This window comes from Microbacterium sp. AC215 (genome assembly GCF_979258645.1).
Map to the genome: position 1 here is coordinate 1313762 of NZ_OZ409869.1, position 17452 is coordinate 1331213.

14 protein-coding genes are annotated in these 17452 nt (G+C 69.8%); 8 read left to right on the forward strand and 6 right to left on the reverse strand.

Annotated elements, in window-relative coordinates; translation table 11 throughout:
* The first annotated feature begins 76 nt into the window (after positions 1 to 76).
* Complete coding sequence (locus tag ACZZZF_RS06600; RefSeq protein ID WP_056277770.1) at positions 77 to 1396, forward strand: MFS transporter; 1320 nt, start codon at positions 77 to 79, stop codon at positions 1394 to 1396.
* 53 nt (positions 1397 to 1449) lie between these two features.
* Here the strand turns inward: ACZZZF_RS06600 and ACZZZF_RS06605 are convergent, their stop codons facing one another.
* From ACZZZF_RS06605 to dhaK, 4 genes are all read right to left on the reverse strand, one after another.
* Positions 1450 to 2739, reverse strand: a complete 1290-nt coding sequence (locus ACZZZF_RS06605; RefSeq protein WP_463497649.1) for a hypothetical protein — start codon at positions 2737 to 2739, stop codon at positions 1450 to 1452.
* Positions 2740 to 2883: 144 nt separating this feature from the next.
* Positions 2884 to 5349 (reverse strand): phosphoenolpyruvate--protein phosphotransferase, encoded by a 2466-nt coding sequence (gene ptsP, locus ACZZZF_RS06610; RefSeq protein ID WP_463497652.1) that lies wholly within the window; start codon positions 5347 to 5349, stop codon positions 2884 to 2886.
* Entirely contained in the window at positions 5349 to 5990 is a 642-nt protein-coding gene (gene dhaL / locus ACZZZF_RS06615; protein ID WP_463497655.1) for a dihydroxyacetone kinase subunit DhaL, read from the reverse strand. Before dhaL ends, ptsP begins: the two co-directional genes overlap by 1 nt.
* Entirely contained in the window at positions 5990 to 6982 is a 993-nt protein-coding gene (gene dhaK / locus ACZZZF_RS06620; RefSeq protein WP_463497658.1) for a dihydroxyacetone kinase subunit DhaK, read from the reverse strand. The genes dhaL and dhaK overlap by 1 nt, the downstream gene beginning before the upstream one ends.
* A gap of 158 nt (positions 6983 to 7140) precedes the next feature.
* Between dhaK and ACZZZF_RS06625 the strand changes: the two genes are divergently transcribed.
* Positions 7141 to 7908: an IclR family transcriptional regulator gene (locus tag ACZZZF_RS06625; RefSeq protein WP_053099028.1), complete on the forward strand. Its 768-nt coding sequence runs from the start codon at positions 7141 to 7143 to the stop codon at positions 7906 to 7908.
* A gap of 6 nt (positions 7909 to 7914) precedes the next feature.
* Here ACZZZF_RS06625 and ACZZZF_RS06630 read toward each other — a convergent pair whose 3' ends face one another.
* Positions 7915 to 8526, reverse strand: coding sequence for a TetR/AcrR family transcriptional regulator (locus ACZZZF_RS06630; RefSeq protein WP_053095438.1), 612 nt, complete (start codon positions 8524 to 8526; stop codon positions 7915 to 7917).
* Between the two features lie 111 nt (positions 8527 to 8637).
* On the opposite strand from ACZZZF_RS06630, the gene ACZZZF_RS06635 reads away from it, so the two are divergent.
* From ACZZZF_RS06635 to paaK, 6 genes are read left to right on the forward strand one after another with little or no spacing between them, the layout of a single operon-like run.
* Positions 8638 to 9825 (forward strand): thiolase family protein, encoded by a 1188-nt coding sequence (locus ACZZZF_RS06635; RefSeq protein ID WP_463497659.1) that lies wholly within the window; start codon positions 8638 to 8640, stop codon positions 9823 to 9825.
* Positions 9822 to 10550, forward strand: coding sequence for an enoyl-CoA hydratase/isomerase family protein (locus ACZZZF_RS06640; RefSeq protein ID WP_187250123.1), 729 nt, complete (start codon positions 9822 to 9824; stop codon positions 10548 to 10550). Before ACZZZF_RS06635 ends, ACZZZF_RS06640 begins: the two co-directional genes overlap by 4 nt.
* Positions 10547 to 11413 carry a 3-hydroxyacyl-CoA dehydrogenase family protein gene (locus tag ACZZZF_RS06645; protein ID WP_463497662.1) on the forward strand — a complete coding sequence of 289 codons (867 nt, stop codon included), beginning with the start codon at positions 10547 to 10549 and terminating at the stop codon, positions 11411 to 11413. The genes ACZZZF_RS06640 and ACZZZF_RS06645 overlap by 4 nt, the downstream gene beginning before the upstream one ends.
* Entirely contained in the window at positions 11410 to 13491 is a 2082-nt protein-coding gene (gene paaZ, locus ACZZZF_RS06650; protein ID WP_463499926.1) for a phenylacetic acid degradation bifunctional protein PaaZ, read from the forward strand. The genes ACZZZF_RS06645 and paaZ overlap by 4 nt, the downstream gene beginning before the upstream one ends.
* Positions 13488 to 13880 carry a hydroxyphenylacetyl-CoA thioesterase PaaI gene (paaI, locus tag ACZZZF_RS06655; protein ID WP_463497664.1) on the forward strand — a complete coding sequence of 131 codons (393 nt, stop codon included), beginning with the start codon at positions 13488 to 13490 and terminating at the stop codon, positions 13878 to 13880. The genes paaZ and paaI overlap by 4 nt, the downstream gene beginning before the upstream one ends.
* 44 nt (positions 13881 to 13924) lie before the next feature.
* Complete coding sequence (gene paaK, locus ACZZZF_RS06660) at positions 13925 to 15220, forward strand: phenylacetate--CoA ligase PaaK (RefSeq protein WP_463497666.1); 1296 nt, start codon at positions 13925 to 13927, stop codon at positions 15218 to 15220.
* A gap of 24 nt (positions 15221 to 15244) precedes the next feature.
* Here paaK and ACZZZF_RS06665 read toward each other — a convergent pair whose 3' ends face one another.
* Entirely contained in the window at positions 15245 to 17365 is a 2121-nt protein-coding gene (locus ACZZZF_RS06665) for a RecQ family ATP-dependent DNA helicase (RefSeq protein WP_463497669.1), read from the reverse strand.
* Between the last annotated feature and the right edge of the window lie 87 nt (positions 17366 to 17452).

The window sequence follows — 17452 nt, forward strand, 5'->3', positions numbered from 1 at the left end:
CTGACCGATCATTCGGTAAGTAGCTCGGGGTGACGCAGCGTCGCTCCTCCGCACCCGCAGAACAATGGAGTTCTTCATGACGTCAGCAGTATCCGCGCGCACCTCGACGGCGCGAATGCCCGCCGAGGAGCGGCGAGTCCTCGCCAGCACCCTGGTCGGCACCTCGATCGAGTGGTACGACTTCTTCATCTACGCGCAAGCAGCCGGCCTCGTGCTCGCGCCGCTTTTCCTCGCCCCGATCGCTGAGGAGAACAAGGGATTCGCGCAGATCCTCTCCTTCGCCACGATCGGGATCTCCTTCCTCTTCCGCCCCTTGGGAGCCATCGTCGCCGGGCACCTGGGCGACAAGCTGGGCCGCAAGAAGATGCTCGTCTTCACGCTCGTGATGATGGGACTCTCCACCTCGCTGATCGGCGTGCTGCCGACGTACGCCGCGATCGGCGTCGCCGCTCCGATCCTTCTCATCGTGCTCCGCATCCTGCAGGGGTTCTCGGCGGGCGGCGAGTGGGGCGGAGCGGCACTGATGGCCGTCGAGCACGCCCCCACGGCCCGCCGGGGGCTCTTCGGCGCCTTCCCGCAGATCGGCGTCCCGATCGGCATGATCCTCGCCACAGCCACGCTCTGGGTGCTGACGAGCTCGATGTCCCCCGAGGCGTTCCTCGAGTGGGGCTGGCGGATCCCGTTCCTGATGTCGATCGTGCTGATCGCCGTCGGCTACGTGATCAGGCGCGCCGTCGACGAGAGCCCCGTCTTCGAGGATCTCCGTCGTCGTCGTCAGGAGGCCTCCGCGCCGCTGGGTCGCCTGTTCCGCAAGAACACCAAGCAGGTCGTGCTCACTGCACTGATCTTCATCGGCAACAACGCCGCCGGGTACCTGCTCATCGCGTTCTTCGCGACCTACGCCGTCACCGCCCTCGGCATGGAGCGTCCTCCCGTGCTGCTGGCGACGACGCTCGCGTCGTTCGGCTGGCTCATCTTCACGCTCTGGGGCGGCCACCTCTCCGATCGTCTCGGACGCGTCCGCACCTTCCAGATCGGATACATCGCGCTCGCGCTGTGGGCGGTGCCGATGTGGTTCCTGATCGACACGGCGAACATCTTCTGGTACTTCGTGGCGCTGTTCGTGATGACGTTCGCGCTCGGGCTCTCGTACGGCCCGCAGGCGGCTCTCTATGCCGAGATGTTCCCGGCCAACGTCCGCTACTCGGGCGTCTCGATCGGATACGCGCTGGGTGCCATCCTCGGCGGGGCGTTCGCACCGATGATCGCGGAGGCTCTGATGAACCAGTTCCAGGCGGCCTGGACGATCGGCGTCTACATCGCCATCACGGCGGTGATCTCCCTCATCGCCGTGTCGATGGTGAAGGAGACCAAGGGCGTGGATCTGCACGCCTGATCATCGTCTTCCCGGCATGCTGCGGGCCGGTCGGTCATCCGACCGGCCCGTCGTCAGCCGAAGACCAGCGGCGTGCGTGCCGTCGCGTCCTCGACCGTGATGCCGACGATCGTCGCCCCCTCCTCGAGCACCTCGCGATCGGCTTGGAAACGGAAGACCTGCCCGTCGCGCGTCGTGACGGCGTAGAAGTGATCGCTCGACGACACGACCTCGACCACGGTGCCTCCGGGGTAAGCAGCCATCGCATCCGCGACGGGGGCGCCGAGGCGGATATCACCTCGCGACGGCAGCGCGGCTCCGTCACCGACGGTGTCGCCGAGGCTGCGGTCGCTCCCGACGGTGATCGACCAGACGGCATCGCCGGCCTCGACGGGGCGCACCAGGATCGTCCCCGCCTCCGCGGGGGCGATGAGGGTCCACGGGCCGCCGTCGTACTCGGGTTCGACGACCTGCGCGTCCTCGCCGGCGGCGGCGACCGCGGACTCGACCGAGTCGCCGAGTCGGAGCGGACCCACGCCGCCGACTCCGACCTGCCAGTCACTCCACGCGGTTCCGGGATCGCCGGACGGGTCTGTCTCGGCGACGGGCGGGTTCTCGGTGAGCTCCTCGACCAGCCCGGACCGTGCCTCCTCGGCGCGTTCTCGAAGCAGCAGCGCCGCCGCCTCGGCGTCGAAGTCGCGATCGCCGCTGAAAGGCTGCCACAGCTGCACGATCACGTTCCCGGTCGAGGCGAACGCGCTGAACGACCGCCAGTCCAGCGCCGCATCGATCAGCGAGCCCGCGAAGGCCCGGGTGTTCTCGGACGCTTCGGGGATCACGGCATCGAAGGAGACGGTTCCCTCTTTGACGAACTCGGCGCACTGCTCGGCCGCCTGGAGCAGCTGGTCCATGCGGCCCTCGGCGTGAGCCTCGTCGGCGAACTGCATGATCGTCATCCGGCCGAACCCGTTCGTGGGATCCGTCGGCACCTGCCACTCGATCGTCCTCGCCCCGACGCTGCCGAGTGACTGCTCGGCGTAGAGAGCGTCACAGATCGGCGGATCCGCAGGGAGGCTTCCGCCGTCCGATATCTGTTCGAGGACCGGCGACGGATCGCCGACGTCCGTGGCGTCCGGAACGATCCCCACGATCTCCTCGGGGGCGAGCGCGAATGCGTCGAGCTCGTCGCCGACGAACACGATCGGTCCGGCATACGGCTCGGGCGCGTCGGTCGTCCGGGACGGCGATGGCGACGGAGGCGATGACGTCTGGGGACTCGGGGCGCAGGCGCTCACGGCGGCCACGGCACCGATCCCGATCAAGGCGAGCGTCACTCGCGCTCGACCCGTGATGAAGACAGCCATTGAATCCTCCGACCTCGTCATTCGCCGATGCAGACGTCCCCTCCTGGAGCCTAGGCGCGCTGGGACGACCTCGACCAGGAGCCCGTGCATGTCGAGATCAGAATGATGCCGGAAAGCGCATATGTCGTCGACGGGACGACCGCGTCACTCTCCGTTGAGTACGGCGGCTGCGGCGGCGCGGGCATCGACAGCCGTCGCTGCCCTCAGGACCGCTTCCGCAGCGGCATCGCACTGTTCGCCCGTGACGCCCGCGAGCGCCGCCGCGACTCGACCCAGCGCACGGGGTGTCATCGACAGCGACGTGACGCCGAGCCCCACGAGCACGGCGGCCAGAGCGGGATCGGCAGCGGCCTCGCCGCATACCCCCACCGGCAGGCCCCACCGGCGTCCGGCCGCACCCGCCTGCCCGATCAGTCGCAGCACGGCCGGCTGCCACGGATCGTTCAGATCGCCCAGCTCTCCGAGCAGTCGATCAGCCGCGAGCGCGTACTGGGCGAGGTCGTTGGTCCCGATGCTCACGAAGTCGACGACCTCGAGCATCTCCGACGCGAGGAGCGCGGCGGAGGGCGTCTCGATCATCACCCCCACAGTCTCCAGACCGGCTTCTCGCGCACGCTCCGCGAAGTCCCGTGCCTCATCGACCGTGGCCACCATCGGAGCCATCACCTCGACGAGTGCCGACTCCGCCCCCGCGGCGAGCGCCAGTGCCCTGAGCTGATCGTCCAGCAGCTTCGGAGCCCGTCGCGCGATCCGGAGTCCCCGCACGCCGAGAGCGGGATTGTCCTCCGCGTCGGAGTTCGCGAACGGCAACGGTTTGTCACTGCCGGCATCGAGCGTGCGCACCACGACCCTCTGCCCCGGAAACGCGGCGAGGACACCTCGGTAGGCGTCGACCTGCTCGTCGATCGTCGGTGCGTCGGCGCGGTCGAGGAAGCAGAACTCGGTGCGGAAGAGACCGACGCCCTGGGCCTTCGAGGCAGCGGCCACGACGGCCTCGGCCGCTCCCCCGACATTGGCGAGGAGCGGGATGCGCCTTCCGTCGGCGAGCACCCCCTCGCCGTCGAACGGCACCACGAGCGACGCGGCCTTCGCCTCGGTGACGCGAGAGGCGCTCGGGTCGACCTCGACCGTGCCCCGATCGCCGTCGACGAGCACGACCGCACCGCGCGGGATCCCGGTCGCGCCGATGACTCCGACCACTGCGGGGATTCCGAGCGACCGGGCGATGATCGCCGTATGCGAGGTGGGGCCGCCCTGCTGGGTCACGAGCGCGACGCAGTTGCCGCCTTCCAAGGCTGCCGTGTCCGCGGGGGCGAGATCCGACGCGACCAGCACGAAAGGCTCCTCACGCTCGGGAACGCCCGGCATCTCGACCTCGAGGATCTCCGCGATCATCCGATCACGGACGTCGCGGATGTCGGCCGCTCGCTCGGCCATCCGCCCACCGAGAGCCGCGAGTCCTTTCTCGTGCGCCGCCGATGTCTCCCAGATCGCCCGCGCGGCCGTTCGACCCCGCGACCGCACGAGGTCCGCCGCCTCGGCCACCAGTTCGGGGTCGGAGGCCAGCAGACGCGACGCGTCGAGGATCGCCCGAGCCTCGCCGGTCGCCGCCCTCGTGCGCGCCCGCAGCTGGTCTGCCACCGCCACTGCGGCCCACTCGATCGCAGATGCCTCGGCCTCCCGATCACCAGGCGCGACGACGGTGCTCTCCTCCGGCTCACGCACGGGCGCGGCGAGGAGCACGGCCTCGGCGGCGACCCTGCCCGAGCTCACGCCGCGACCACGCAGCACGTCGCCTGCCCGGACGGGAGGGGACTCGAGGGCTGCCTCTGCAGCGTGCGCCCCGACCGACCCCGAGGCGACGGCGTCGACGTCCGTGCCTTCACCGAATCCGTCGTCGAAAAGGGCCACCAGTCGGTCGAGCGCCCCCTCGGCGTCGCGCCCGAGTGCCGACAGCTCGATCCGGTCGCCCTGCCTGGCACCGAGGATCAGCAGTCGTGACAGGCTCGCACCCGACGCCTCAGTCCCGTCGGGCAGTCGACGCAGTCGCACATCGATGCCCGCCGATGCCTCGGCGATCAGAGCCGCCGGTCGCGCGTGGATACCGAGCGGATTGCGCACGACCACCGTCCGCGTCACGGCACCCGACCGGTCGGTCGATGCGGACTCGATCGGAGCGGCTTCCGTCGACGGGTCCTCGAGCTGGCTGCTCTTGGCGGCGAGCGCGATCGACGCCTCCCCCGCGACGACGTCCAGCGATGCGCCGGCAGCGGCCGACACGACGGCCGCCAGCAGCCCTTCCACGAACGGCGCGGGGGCGAGGCGCACCGGCACATCGCTCGTCCGCAGCTCCAGCGCGAGCTCGGCGCTCAGCACTGCGGAGCCGAGATCCATCAGCACGAGGACACCGTCGCAGTCGGCGGCCAGCTCGTCGATCGCCGCGGCGACAGCGACGGCATCGGTGCCGAGGACGGGTGCGCCGTCGGCATCCGTTCCGGCGCCTGCGGCGACTCTCACTCGCGCTCCCCCGCCCTGCACCATCTGCAGGGCGAGCTCCAGCGCCGCCTCCCCGAGTCGAGCACTGTGGGAGACGGCGACGATGCCGATCATCAGGAGGATTCCGCGGTCGCCTGGGCGAGGGACTCGAACAGCAGTGTCGTCGACGCCGCACCGGGGTCGAGATGGCCGGCACTGCGTTCCCCGAGATAGCTCGCACGTCCCTTCCGGGCGACGAGCGGTTCGGTGGCATCCCGACCGGACGCGGCAGCCTCTGCGGCCGCCGCCGTCGCGGCAGACAGGTCTCCCCCTCCGGAGATCGCGGCGTCGAACGCGTCCACCGCGGGCGCCATGGCGTCGAACATGGTCTTGTCGCCGGCTTCGGCCTTGCCGCGAGCGACGATGCCATCGAGTCCGGCACGCAGCGAGCCGCCGAGTCCGGCGCCATCGAGCTCGGTCACGGGCCCTGCAGCCATCCCCATCCGCAGGAACAGCGTGCCGTAGAGCGGCCCGCTGGCGCCTCCGACCGAGCTCACGAGAGTCATGCCGACGGTCTTGAGCAGCTCGTCGACCGTGTCGGGCACACCCGAGTCGAGCTTCGCCACGACCGCATCCATGCCACGGGCCATGTTCGCGCCGTGGTCGGCGTCGCCGATCGCCGAGTCGAGCTCGGTGAGCCACTCGCGCTTCTCGGCGATGACGTCGCGGAACCGCCGGATCCATTCGGCCAGGGCCGCAGTGTCGATCGCCGCCATCATGCCCCCCATCGCAGTCCGGGGGTGTTGACGGGCGCGTCCCACAGCCTGAGCAGCTCGTCGTCGGCCTTCAGCACCGTGAGCGAGCAGCCGGCCATGTCGAGCGAGGTGATGTAGTCGCCGACCAGGTTGCGCGCGATCTGCACTCCCGCCTGCTCGAGCAGCGCGGCCACCTCGCCGTACATCAGATACAGCTCGATCAACGGGGATCCGCCCATGCCGTTGAGCATCACGATGGCGGGACCTGAGACGTCGAGATCGGCGAGGATCGGCTCCACGAGCTGCCGGGCGATCTCGGATGCCGGCGCCAGTGGCTCCCGGTGCCGACCGGGCTCGCCATGGATGCCGATCCCGATCTCCATCTGGTCCTCGGGCAGATCGAACGTCGGCTTGCCCGCTGCGGGAACCGTGCAGCTGGTGAGCGCCATGCCCATCGACCGCCCCTGTCCGTTGATGCGCTTCGCGAGGGCGACGACGGCGTCGAGATCCTGCCCCTCCTCAGCCGCGGCGCCGACCAGCTTCTCGAGCAGCACCGTGAGTCCGACGCCACGACGCCCTGCCGTGTAGAGCGAGTCCTGCACGGCGACATCGTCATCGACGATCACGGTGCCGACCTCGATGCCCTCCATCGAGGCGAGTTCCGCCGCCATCTCGAAGTTGAGCACGTCTCCCGTGTAGTTCTTCACGATGTGCAGCACACCGGCCCCGCGATCGACGGCCTTCGTGGCGGCCTGCACTCGATCGGGGGTGGGCGAGGTGAAGACCTCGCCGGCGACGGCGGCGTCGAGCATGCCGAGGCCCACGTATCCCCCATGCAGCGGTTCGTGGCCGGACCCTCCACCCGAGACGATCGCGACCTTCCCCTCCGCCTTCGGCGTCGAGCGGGTGATCACGTGCGTCTCGAGGTCGACCGAGAGCTCCGGATGCGCGAGTGCGACGCCGCGCAGCGACTCGACCAGCACATCGGCGGGGTTGTTGACGAGCTTCTTCATCGTTCGATCTCCTTTGATCTCTACGGCGGCGCTCTTTCGCCATATTGGAAAGTTATTCGTCAATGTCGAATATGCTCGGGCGCAGTCGAGTTGTCAAGATCGACCTGACGACCGATGCGACCGCCCGGCTCGACGACGATCCGGAGAGAGGAGCCGCGATGATCCAAGCCATCGATCGCGCAGCGAAAGTGCTCGAGCTGCTGCAGGGTGCGCGCCATCTCGGCATCACGGATCTCGCGCTCGCCCTGAGCCTTCCCCCGTCGACCGTGCACGGGATCGTCAAGTCCCTGCGCGAGCACGGACTCGTCGCGAAGGAGCGCGGCGGGCAGCGCTACATGCTCGGTCCCACCCTGCTGCGGCTGAGCAACGTCTACCTCGACACCCTCGACGTCCGGGCCAGAGCCATGCGGTGGACGCAGGAGCTCGCACGCCGCACGAACCTGCCGGTGCGCCTCGGGGCGCCGCACTTCCACGAGGTGCTCGTGATCCACCACGACCTGCGTCCGGACGACAGCCAGCAGATGCTCGAGACCGGCGTGGCGATCCCCGCGCATGCCTCCGCGATGGGAAAGGTCCTGCTGGCGCACGACCTCGGCTTCCAGCGCACCGTCTTCGAGCGGCCGCTGCACAGCCTCACCGGGGACACGATCACCGACGTCGCCCGACTGCTGCTCGACCTGCCGGCCATCGCCGAGCGGGGCAGCGCCTCGGAGACCGATGAGGCCGTGCTCGGAGAGTCGTCCGTCGCCGCGCCGGTCGCCGACGCGTCGAACGACATCGTCGCCGCGGTCGCCGTCGTGATGCCCACATCGCAGGCGCCCGCCTCGGACGCGGTGCTCAACGCGCTGCGCGAGACGGCGCGCAACATCTCCCGCGAGCTCGGAGCGACCAGCTGGCCTCCCCGCGTGGCGCCGGCCGACGACTGAGCCCGCTCAGCGGGACTGCAGCCCGTCGAGGCTCACCCGCAGGATGTCCTCCCCCAGCTCGTCGGGATCGACGGGACCCCCGGGTCGATACCACTCGACGACCGAGTTGATCATTCCGAAGATGAGCCTGGTGGCGACCGCCGCATCGACGTCGTCACGGATCAGCCCCTCGGTCTGCGCTTCCGACACGATCGCGGTCACGCGCTGGTCGAACGCACGTCTGCGCACCAGCGCGGAGGTCTCGACATCGCCGTTCCCCCGCACGCGCAGCAGCAGCGTCACCGAGGGGAGCTTCTCGGTGAGCACCCGCACCGCGCCGCGGATGATCGCCCGCAGCCGGTCGGAGGCCAGCGAGTGCTGCGCGGTCGCATCATCGACGACGGCCTCGAGCGCATCGAGCGCATCGTTCAGCGCGAGCTCGAGGATCGCCGACTTCGATTCGAAGTGATGGTAGAGCGCCGACTTCGTCAGCCCCAGCGTCGCGCTGAGGTCGGCCACGCTCGTCGCGTCGTAGCCGTGCTCGTTGAAGACCTTGACGGCGACCGCGAGCACCTGCTCGCGGTCATAACCTGGCCGGCCGCGCTTGGGGGCCGGCGCCTGGATTCCGGGCTCTGCCATGGGCCCAGTCTGTCAGTCCGGATGAGTTGCCATTCGCGGAAGGATCTGAGATCGTATTCCTGACCGATCGGTCTGAAATTATCGCCAGCGTGGGCGTTCGAGAGGATGACGATGTCCGAGGCCTATCTCGTCGACGGGGTCCGCACCCCCGTCGGTCGCTACGGAGGCGCACTCGCCGGCATCCGTCCGGACGATCTGGCGGCCCTCGTCGTCGCCGCCACAGTCTCGCGAGCCACCATCCCCGCGGACGACATCGACGAGGTGATCCTCGGCGCCGCGAATCAGGCGGGCGAGGACAACCGCAACGTCGCACGGATGGCGGTGCTGCTCGCGGGCCTCCCCGATTCGATCCCCGGATTGACCGTCAACCGCCTCTGCGCCTCGGGGATGTCAGCCATCGCACTCGCCGCGAACGCCGTGCGCGCAGGGGACGCCGACCTCATCGTCGCCGGTGGCGTCGAGTCCATGACACGCGCGCCCTGGGTGCAGGCGAAGCCCGAGCGGGCATGGGCCAAGCCCGGCGCGGCCTTCGACACGTCGATCGGCTGGCGCTTCACGAACCCGCGGCTGAGCGCCCGCGACAAGGCCACGTTCTCGATGCCCGAGACCGCCGAAGAGGTCGCACGCATCGACGGGATCACCAGAGCGGATGCCGACGCCTTCGCGCTTCTGAGCCATCAGCGCGCCATCTCGGCGATCGACGGGGGACGCCTCGCCCCGGAGATCGTGGGCGTCGAGACGGGCCGCGGACTCGTCGACACCGACGAAGGCCCGCGCAGGGACAGCACGCTCGACGCGCTGGCCGCACTCCGTCCGGTCGTCGCAGGCGGCCAGGTCGTCACGGCGGGCAACTCCAGTTCCTTGAACGACGGAGCCTCGGCGATCATCGTGGCGAGCGCCGAAGCGGTCGAGCGACATGGCCTTCGTCCGCGCGCACGGATCGTCGCCTCGGCGACCGCCGCGCTCGCTCCCGAGATCATGGGCCTGGGTCCCGTGCCGGCAACACAGAAGGCACTCGCGAAGGCGGGCCTGCAGGTCGGCGACCTCGGTGCCGTCGAGCTCAACGAGGCCTTCGCCTCGCAGTCCCTCGCCTGCATCCGCCGCCTCGGACTCGACCCGTCGATCGTCAACGCCGACGGCGGAGCCATCGCACTCGGCCATCCCCTCGGCTCCAGCGGATCCCGCCTGATCGTCACACTGCTCGGCCGACTCGAGCGCGAGAACGCGCGCTACGGTCTGGCCACGATGTGCGTCGGCGTGGGTCAGGGCACCGCGATGATCGTGGAGCGTCTGACATGACTCTGCGCATCGAGGAGCATCGAGACCGGGTGATCGCCACGCTCGACCGGCCCGAGAAGCGCAACGCCATCGACCAGGCGACGATCGACGCGCTGCACGACCTCTGCGCGCTGCTCGAGCGGACGCCGCGCACGCTGATCATCACCGGCACCGACGGCGTCTTCGCGGCGGGCGCCGACATCGCCCAGCTGCGCGATCGCACCGCCGACGACGCCCGGCGCGCCATCAATGCGACCGCATTCATCCGCGTCCACGATCTCCCGATGCCGGTGATCGCCGCACTCGACGGATACGCGCTCGGGGGCGGAGCCGAACTCGCCTACGCCGCCGACATCCGCATCGCGACGCCGTCCCTCCGCATCGGCAACCCCGAGACCGGGCTCGGCATCATCGCCGCAGCCGGCGCGACCTGGCGCCTGCCCGAGATCGTCGGAGACGCGAGGGCGAGCGAGCTGCTCCTCACCGGCCGAGCTCTGGATGCCGAAGAGGCGCTGAGGTGGGGACTCGTGTCGTCGCTCCATCCGGCCGACGAGCTGCTCGCGGCCGCACACCGGATCGTCGATCGCATCGCGGCGAACGATCCCCTCGCGACGCAGCACACCAAACGCGCTCTGCGCACTCCGCGAGCAGGCCACCCGGCGATCGAGGTCGAACTGCAGGCCGAGCTGTTCGAGTCGCCCGAGAAGATCCGCCGCATGACCGACTTCCTGGAGAAGAGACGATGAGCGACATCGGCAGCGCCCCGAATCGGGTCGGCGTGCTCGGAGGCGGCCGCATGGGAGCCGGCATCGCACATGCGTTCCTGCTCGCCGGATCTCACGTCAGCGTGATCGAGCGCGATGCGGCGAGCGCCGACGCGGCGCTGACCCGCATCGGCGACAGCATTCGCAGATCCGTCGACCGCGACCCCTCGCTCGACGAGACCGAATTGACCGGGCGCATCACGACCGGCGTCGATCCCGGAGCCTTCGCCGCGGTCGACCTCGCGATAGAGGCGGTTCCCGAAGACCGCGCCCTCAAGGAGGACGCGCTGTCCCGGGCCGACGCCGTGCTGCCCCCGACGGCGGTTCTCGCGAGCAACACCTCGTCGATCTCGATCGACGATCTCGCTGCGGGCCGCAGACATCCGGAGCGATTCCTCGGCCTGCACTTCTTCAATCCGGTGCCCGCCTCGGCCCTGGTCGAGGTCGTGCGCGGCGCAGCGACCGACCGGGCGGTCGTCGAGAGCGCCACCGCCTGGGTGGCCGCCCTCGGCAAGACGCCGATCGTCGTCAGCGACTCCCCGGGCTTCGCGTCGTCGCGGCTGGGCGTGATGCTGGGCCTGGAGGCGATCCGGATGCTCGAGGAGGGCGTCGCCTCGGCCGCCGACATCGATGCCGCGATGACGCTGGGGTATCGGCATCCGATGGGTCCGCTGCGCACCACCGACATCGTCGGGCTCGATGTGCGCCTCGGCATCGCCGAAGAGCTGGAGCGCACGCTCGGCGAGCGATTCGCTGCACCGGAACTGCTGCGCCGCATGGTCGCCGAGGGAAAGCTGGGCCGCAAGAGCGGCGAAGGATTCTACGCATGGAACGAGGAGAGATGACCGAGTATCTGCCGAGCTATGTCCAGGGCGAGTGGTGGACGCCGTCGTCACCCACGCGATCCACAGAGGTCCGCGATGCGTCCACCGGCGACGTCGTCGCCGTCGTGTCGTCCGCGGGCCTCGACCTGGCCGGGGCACTGGAGTACGCCCGCTCCGTCGGGCAGAAGAGCCTCGGTGCGCTCACGTTCCACCAGCGGGCCGTGCTGCTGAAGCAGTTCGCCCTCGCTCTCACCGAGCGCAAGGACGAGCTGTATGCGCTGTCCGCCCGTACCGGCGCCACGAAGGCCGACTCGTGGGTCGACATCGACGGCGGCATCGGCGTGCTCTTCTCGTACTCGGGCAAGGGCCGCCGCGAGCTGCCGAACAGCCGCGTGCATGTCGACGGCCCCGTGGAGCCGCTGTCGAAGGACGGGTCGTTCCTGGGTCGTCATGTCTACACGACGCTCCCCGGGGTCGCTGTGCAGATCAACGCGTTCAACTTCCCGGTGTGGGGTTCGCTCGAGAAGTTCGCACCCGCGTTCCTCGCCGGCATGCCGACGCTCGTGAAGCCCGCGACGCCCACGGGCTACGTCGCCGAGGCGATGGTGCGCATCCTCGTCGAATCGGGACTGCTGCCCGACGGATCGCTGCAGCTCGTCAGCGGCAGCGTGCCTGACCTGTTCGAGAACCTGCGGCTCGGCGACATCGTCGGGTTCACCGGCAGCGCGTCGACCGCGGAGAGCCTCAAAGCCCACGCCGCAGTGCAGACCGGCGGTGTGCGGTTCACCGCCGAGACCGACTCGATCAACGCCTCGGTGCTCGGCACCGACGCGATCGAGGGAACCCCGGAGTTCGACGCCTACGTGCGCCAGCTCGTCACCGAGATGACGAGCAAGGCCGGCCAGAAGTGCACGGCCATCCGGCGAGCGATCGTGCCGGCGGGCTCGGCCGACGCGATCATCGGCGCCGTGCAGGCGCGCCTCGCCGAGAAGACCGTGCTGGGCGACCCCCGCGCCGAGGGCGTCACCATGGGCCCTCTGGCCTCGACGGGGCAGCGCGATGAGGTGCTGCGCCAGGTGGATCGCCTGCAGGCGGCGGGCGGGCAGGTCGTCGTCGGGACGACGGATGCTCCCGAGGTCCGCCGCGCAGACGGCAGCACCGGCACCGCACCCGACGGAGCCTTCGTGTCGCCGCTGCTGCTGCGCTTCGAGGACTCGCAGTCCGACGCGGCGCACTCGATCGAGGCCTTCGGCCCCGTGTCGTCGCTGCTCACGTACGACACCATCGCCGAGGCCGCAGCGCTCGTCGCCCGAGGTGGCGGCTCGCTGGTCACCAGCATCGCCACGCATGACCCGGCGCAGGCCGTGGAGCTCGCCACGCGCATCGCACCGTTCAACGGCCGGATGCTGCTGCTCGACCGCGACGATGCACGATCGTCGACCGGGCACGGATCGCCCCTGCCCAACCTCGTGCACGGCGGCCCCGGTCGAGCCGGCGGCGGTGAGGAGCTCGGCGGCATCCGCGCGGTGCTGCATCACATGCAGCGCACGGCGGTGCAGGGTTCACCCGAGATGCTGACTGCCTTGACGGGTGTCTGGCACGCGGGGGCGGCCGCGCGCAGCGACGGTCGGCATCCGTTCCGCAAGTCGCTCGCGGAACTCCGCATCGGCGACCAGATCGTCTCCGCCTCGCGCGAGGTGACCCTCGCCGACATCGAGACGTTCGCGCACTTCACGGGCGACACGTTCTACGCCCACATGGACGAGGCATCCGCCGCCGCGAACCCGTTCTTCCCCGGACGGGTCGCGCACGGCTACCTGCTCGTCTCGTGGGCCGCCGGTCTCTTCGTCGATCCGGAGCCCGGACCCGTGCTCGCGAACTACGGTCTGGAGAATCTGCGATTCATCACGCCGGTCTCCCCCGGCGACACGATCCGCGTCGAGCTGACCGCGAAGCAGATCACGCCGCGCGAGACGGACGAGTACGGAGAGGTGCGCTGGGACGCGGTGATCCGCAATCAGAGCGACGAGCTCGTCGCCACCTACGACGTGCTCACGCTGGTGAACAAGCAGCCGACACCCGAGGTCGTCGCCGCATGAGAGATATGATGCAGCGCGATGCCGCATCGCAGATGCTCGGCATGACCGTCGAGGAGGACGCCCCCGGAGAGGCCGTCGTCTCGATGACCGTGCGCGACGACATGCTGAACGGGTTCGCCATCACGCATGGCGGACTGGTGTTCACCCTCGCCGACACCGCCTTCGCGATCGCCTGCAACGAGGACGATCGCGTCACGGTCGCGGGTGGTGCCGACATCACCTTCCTGAAATCCACGACCGCCGGCCAGAGACTGACAGCGCGCGCGGTGCGCCGTGTCGTCAGCGGACGCAACGGCCTGTACGACGTGACGGTGACCGACGAATCGGGCGATGTCGTCGCCGAGGTCCGCGGCCGCTCGCTCACGACGAACCGCTCGCACCCCGCCTGAGCGCACGCACGCTCACTGCTCTGTCCCCGACGAAGGAGTCGACGATGACCGCAACACATGCCGAGATCGGTGCCGAGGCCGAGCTTCATTCGCCTGAACGACTGGCGCGGCTGCAGCTGCAGCGCCTGCAGTGGACCGTCCGGCATGCCTACGAGAACGTGCCGACCTACCGCCGCAAGTTCGACGAGCACGGCGTGCACCCCGACGACGTGCGCACCCTCGACGACGTGCGGCGTCTGCCGTTCACCACCAAGGCCGACCTGCGCGAGAGCTATCCGTTCGGCATGTTCGCCGTGCCGATGGCCGATGTGCGACGCGTCCACGCGTCGTCGGGCACGACGGGGCGGCCGACGGTGGTCGGCTACACCGAAGGAGACCTCGACCGGTGGAGCGACCTGGTGGCGCGGTCGCTGCACTCCGCGGGCATCCGCGCGGGGATGAAGGTGCACAACGCCTACGGCTACGGGCTCTTCACCGGCGGACTCGGCGCGCATGCCGGGATCGAGCGTCTCGGAGCGACCGTGATCCCGGTGTCGGGAGGGCAGACCGCCCGGCAGGTGCAGCTGATCACGGATTTCGAACCGGATGCCATCCTCTGCACGCCGAGTTATCTGCTCACGATCGCTGACGCGATGGAAGCCTCGGGCATCGATCCGACGACCACGTCGCTGCGCGTCGCGGTGCTCGGCGCCGAGCCGTGGACGAACGAGATGCGTCGTGAGATCGAGCGGCGACTGAACATCGATGCCGTCGACATCTACGGGCTCAGCGAGGTGATGGGGCCGGGGGTCGCGAGCGAGAGCGTGCTCACGAAGGACGGCCCGCACATCTGGGAGGACCATTTCCTGCCCGAGATCATCGACGGAGAGACCGGGGAACGGCTGCCGGAAGATGCGCTCGGCGAGCTCGTCTTCACGTCGCTGACCAAAGAGGCTTTTCCTGTGATCCGGTATCGCACGCGCGATCTGACGCGCCTGCTGCCGGGAACCACCTTTCCGGCGCTTCGGCGCATGGAGAAGATCACCGGCCGCAACGACGACATGATCATCCTGCGCGGCGTGAACCTCTTCCCCACCCAGATCGAGGAGCTGGTGATGGGCATCGAGACGCTCACCCCGCACTTCGTGCTCGAGCTGCACCACGTCGGGCAGCTCGACACGATGACCGTGCGCATCGAGCGACACCCGTCGCTGAGTGCCGAGGACTGCGATGCCGCCGCTGCGGTGCTCACCCACCGCATCAAGATGCACATCGGCACCAGCGTCGACGTGACGGTCGAGGAGCCGGGCACGCTGCCCCGGAGCGAGGGCAAATACCAGCGGGTCTACGACCTGCGGTAGGGCTCGAGCCGGGTGTCCCCGCCCTCAGCCGCGCAGCGCGAGCACGAACGGGAGCACGCCGCTCGCCCCCGCCTGGCGCAGCGTGCGCGCGGCGACGGTGAGCGTCCAGCGGCTGTCGGCGAGATCGTCGACGAGCAGCACGGGACCGGCAGGCACGTCGAGGCCCTGCGCGCTGAATCTGTCCCACAGACCTGCCAGCCGGAACACGCTGTTGCCACCGGGTTGGCCCGTCGGCCCGCCGTTCACGAGGTCGAGTGCTCCGAGATACGGCAGGCGGCCGATCTCGGCGAGCCCGCGGGCGAGCGAGTCGACGAGCAGCGGATGCGATCGCGACGGCATGGCGACGACCGCGACGGGGCGCTCGGTCCACCCCCAGTCGGCGAGCACGCGCACGCAGCCGCCGAGGACCTGGGGCGTCACCACCGCGTCAGGGGCTCCCGCCGCGAAGAGCTCGCGCAGCGTGCCGCCCCAGCCGAGGTCGGTGAGACGGGCGAGTGCGCGCCCTTCTCCGGCCTGCTCCCCCGCGGGGATGCGCCCCTTCACCGGCACGTCGAGCTTGTCGGCTCCGGTCGGCCAGGCGCGGCGAGGCTCGACCGGGACACCGACGCGATCGAGCGATTCCGCGGCCTGCGTCGTCGCCGATTCGCCGATCTCGCTCGGGAACCAGATGCCGGCGCAGTTGTCGCATCTCCCGCAGGGCGCAGCCGTGTCGTCGTCGAGTGAGCGCTGGAGGAATTCCATGCGGCATCCGTCGGTCTGCTCGTAGTCGATCATGTGCTGCTGCTCGGCGCGACGCTCGGCCGCGATGCGCTCATAGCGCTCGGCGTCGTAGGCCCACGGCTGCCCCGTCGCGACCCACCCGCCCTGCACCCGGCGCACCGCGCCGTCGACGTCGAGAACCTTGAGCAGCAGTTCGAGCGGAGTACGCCGGATGTCGACCATCGCCTCGAGCGCGGGCGTCGAGATGGGCTGATCGCCGAGGGCGGCGATCACCCGCTCGGCGCGCTCCCGATCCGGCATCGACGCGGTCGCGAAGTAGTGCCAGATGTCGCGGTCTTCGACGCCGGGCAGCAGGAGCACGTCGGCGCTCTCGCTCGCACGACCGGCACGGCCGACCTGCTGGTAGTACGCGACCGGCGACGACGGCGCGCCGAGGTGCAGCACGAAACCGAGGTCCGGCTTGTCGAAGCCCATCCCGAGCGCGCTCGTGGCGACGAGGGCCTTGACCTCGTTGCGCTTCAGCATCCCTTCCGACTCGGTGCGCTCGTCGGTGTCGGTCTGTCCGGTGTACGCGCGCACGTCGTGCCCGTGATCGCGCAGCAGCCGGGCGGTGTCGACCGCGGCCGCGACCGTCAGGGTGTAGATGATGCCCGAACCGGGCAGGTCGTCGATATGACTGAGCAGCCACGCGAGCCGGCTGGCGGAGTCGCGCAGACGCAGGACGCCGAGACGCAGCGAGGTGCGCGCGAGCGGGCCGCGGATCGTGAGCACCTCGGAGCCGGCGGCATCCCACGCCCCTCCCGTGCCGAGCTGCTCGGCGACGTCGGCCACGACCCTGCTGTTCGCGGTCGCCGTCGTCGCGAGCACGGGCACCTCGGGCGGCATCTGCTCGATGAGGTCCCGCAGCCGCCGGTAATCGGGGCGGAAGTCGTGCCCCCAGTCGCTGATGCAGTGCGCCTCGTCGACCACCAGCATGCCGATCCGTCGAACCAGCGCCGGCAGCTGCTGCTCGCGGAACGCGGGATTGTTGAGTCGTTCGGGAGAGACGAGCAGCACATCTACCTCGTCTCGGTCGAGCTGCTCCATGACCTCCGACCACTCGTGCGCATTGGTCGAGTTGATCGCCACCGCTCGAACGCCTGCCCGCTCGGCCGCGGCGATCTGATCGCGCATCAGCGCGAGAAGCGGCGAGACGAGGACGGTCGGCCCTGCCCCCTGGCGGCGCAGCAGCAGCGTCGCGACGAAGTACACAGCCGACTTGCCCCACCCTGTGCGCTGCACGACGAGCGCGCGGCGGCGCCCCTCGACCAGAGCCTCGATCGCCTCGTACTGACCGTCGTGGAAGTCGGCGTCCGTGCGGCCGACCAGCTCGCGCAGAGCCGAGAGCGCAGCGGTGCGGGTGTCGACAGAGGCGGGAGAAGTCATGTCTCCACTCTGCCCGATGCCTCCGACACCCGGTGCGCCACCATCCACAGGCGGATTCGAGCCGAGCCTCGGTGACGTCGTCTAGCG

What these genes read in the sequence shown, in the direction of transcription:
- paaI (WP_463497664.1), top strand. Translation starts at nt 13,488, where the DNA reads ATGAGAGATATGATGCAGCGCGATGCCGCATCGCAGATGCTCGGCATG.
- ACZZZF_RS06645 (WP_463497662.1), top strand. Translation starts at nt 10,547, where the DNA reads ATGAGCGACATCGGCAGCGCCCCGAATCGGGTCGGCGTGCTCGGAGGC.
- paaZ (WP_463499926.1), top strand. Translation starts at nt 11,410, where the DNA reads ATGACCGAGTATCTGCCGAGCTATGTCCAGGGCGAGTGGTGGACGCCG.
- ACZZZF_RS06605 (WP_463497649.1), bottom strand. Translation starts at nt 2,739, where the DNA reads ATGGCTGTCTTCATCACGGGTCGAGCGCGAGTGACGCTCGCCTTGATC.
- paaK (WP_463497666.1), top strand. Translation starts at nt 13,925, where the DNA reads ATGACCGCAACACATGCCGAGATCGGTGCCGAGGCCGAGCTTCATTCG.
- ACZZZF_RS06665 (WP_463497669.1), bottom strand. Translation starts at nt 17,365, where the DNA reads ATGACTTCTCCCGCCTCTGTCGACACCCGCACCGCTGCGCTCTCGGCT.
- dhaK (WP_463497658.1), bottom strand. Translation starts at nt 6,982, where the DNA reads ATGAAGAAGCTCGTCAACAACCCCGCCGATGTGCTGGTCGAGTCGCTG.
- ACZZZF_RS06640 (WP_187250123.1), top strand. Translation starts at nt 9,822, where the DNA reads ATGACTCTGCGCATCGAGGAGCATCGAGACCGGGTGATCGCCACGCTC.
- ptsP (WP_463497652.1), bottom strand. Translation starts at nt 5,349, where the DNA reads ATGATCGGCATCGTCGCCGTCTCCCACAGTGCTCGACTCGGGGAGGCG.
- ACZZZF_RS06630 (WP_053095438.1), bottom strand. Translation starts at nt 8,526, where the DNA reads ATGGCAGAGCCCGGAATCCAGGCGCCGGCCCCCAAGCGCGGCCGGCCA.
- ACZZZF_RS06600 (WP_056277770.1), top strand. Translation starts at nt 77, where the DNA reads ATGACGTCAGCAGTATCCGCGCGCACCTCGACGGCGCGAATGCCCGCC.
- dhaL (WP_463497655.1), bottom strand. Translation starts at nt 5,990, where the DNA reads ATGGCGGCGATCGACACTGCGGCCCTGGCCGAATGGATCCGGCGGTTC.
- ACZZZF_RS06635 (WP_463497659.1), top strand. Translation starts at nt 8,638, where the DNA reads ATGTCCGAGGCCTATCTCGTCGACGGGGTCCGCACCCCCGTCGGTCGC.
- ACZZZF_RS06625 (WP_053099028.1), top strand. Translation starts at nt 7,141, where the DNA reads ATGATCCAAGCCATCGATCGCGCAGCGAAAGTGCTCGAGCTGCTGCAG.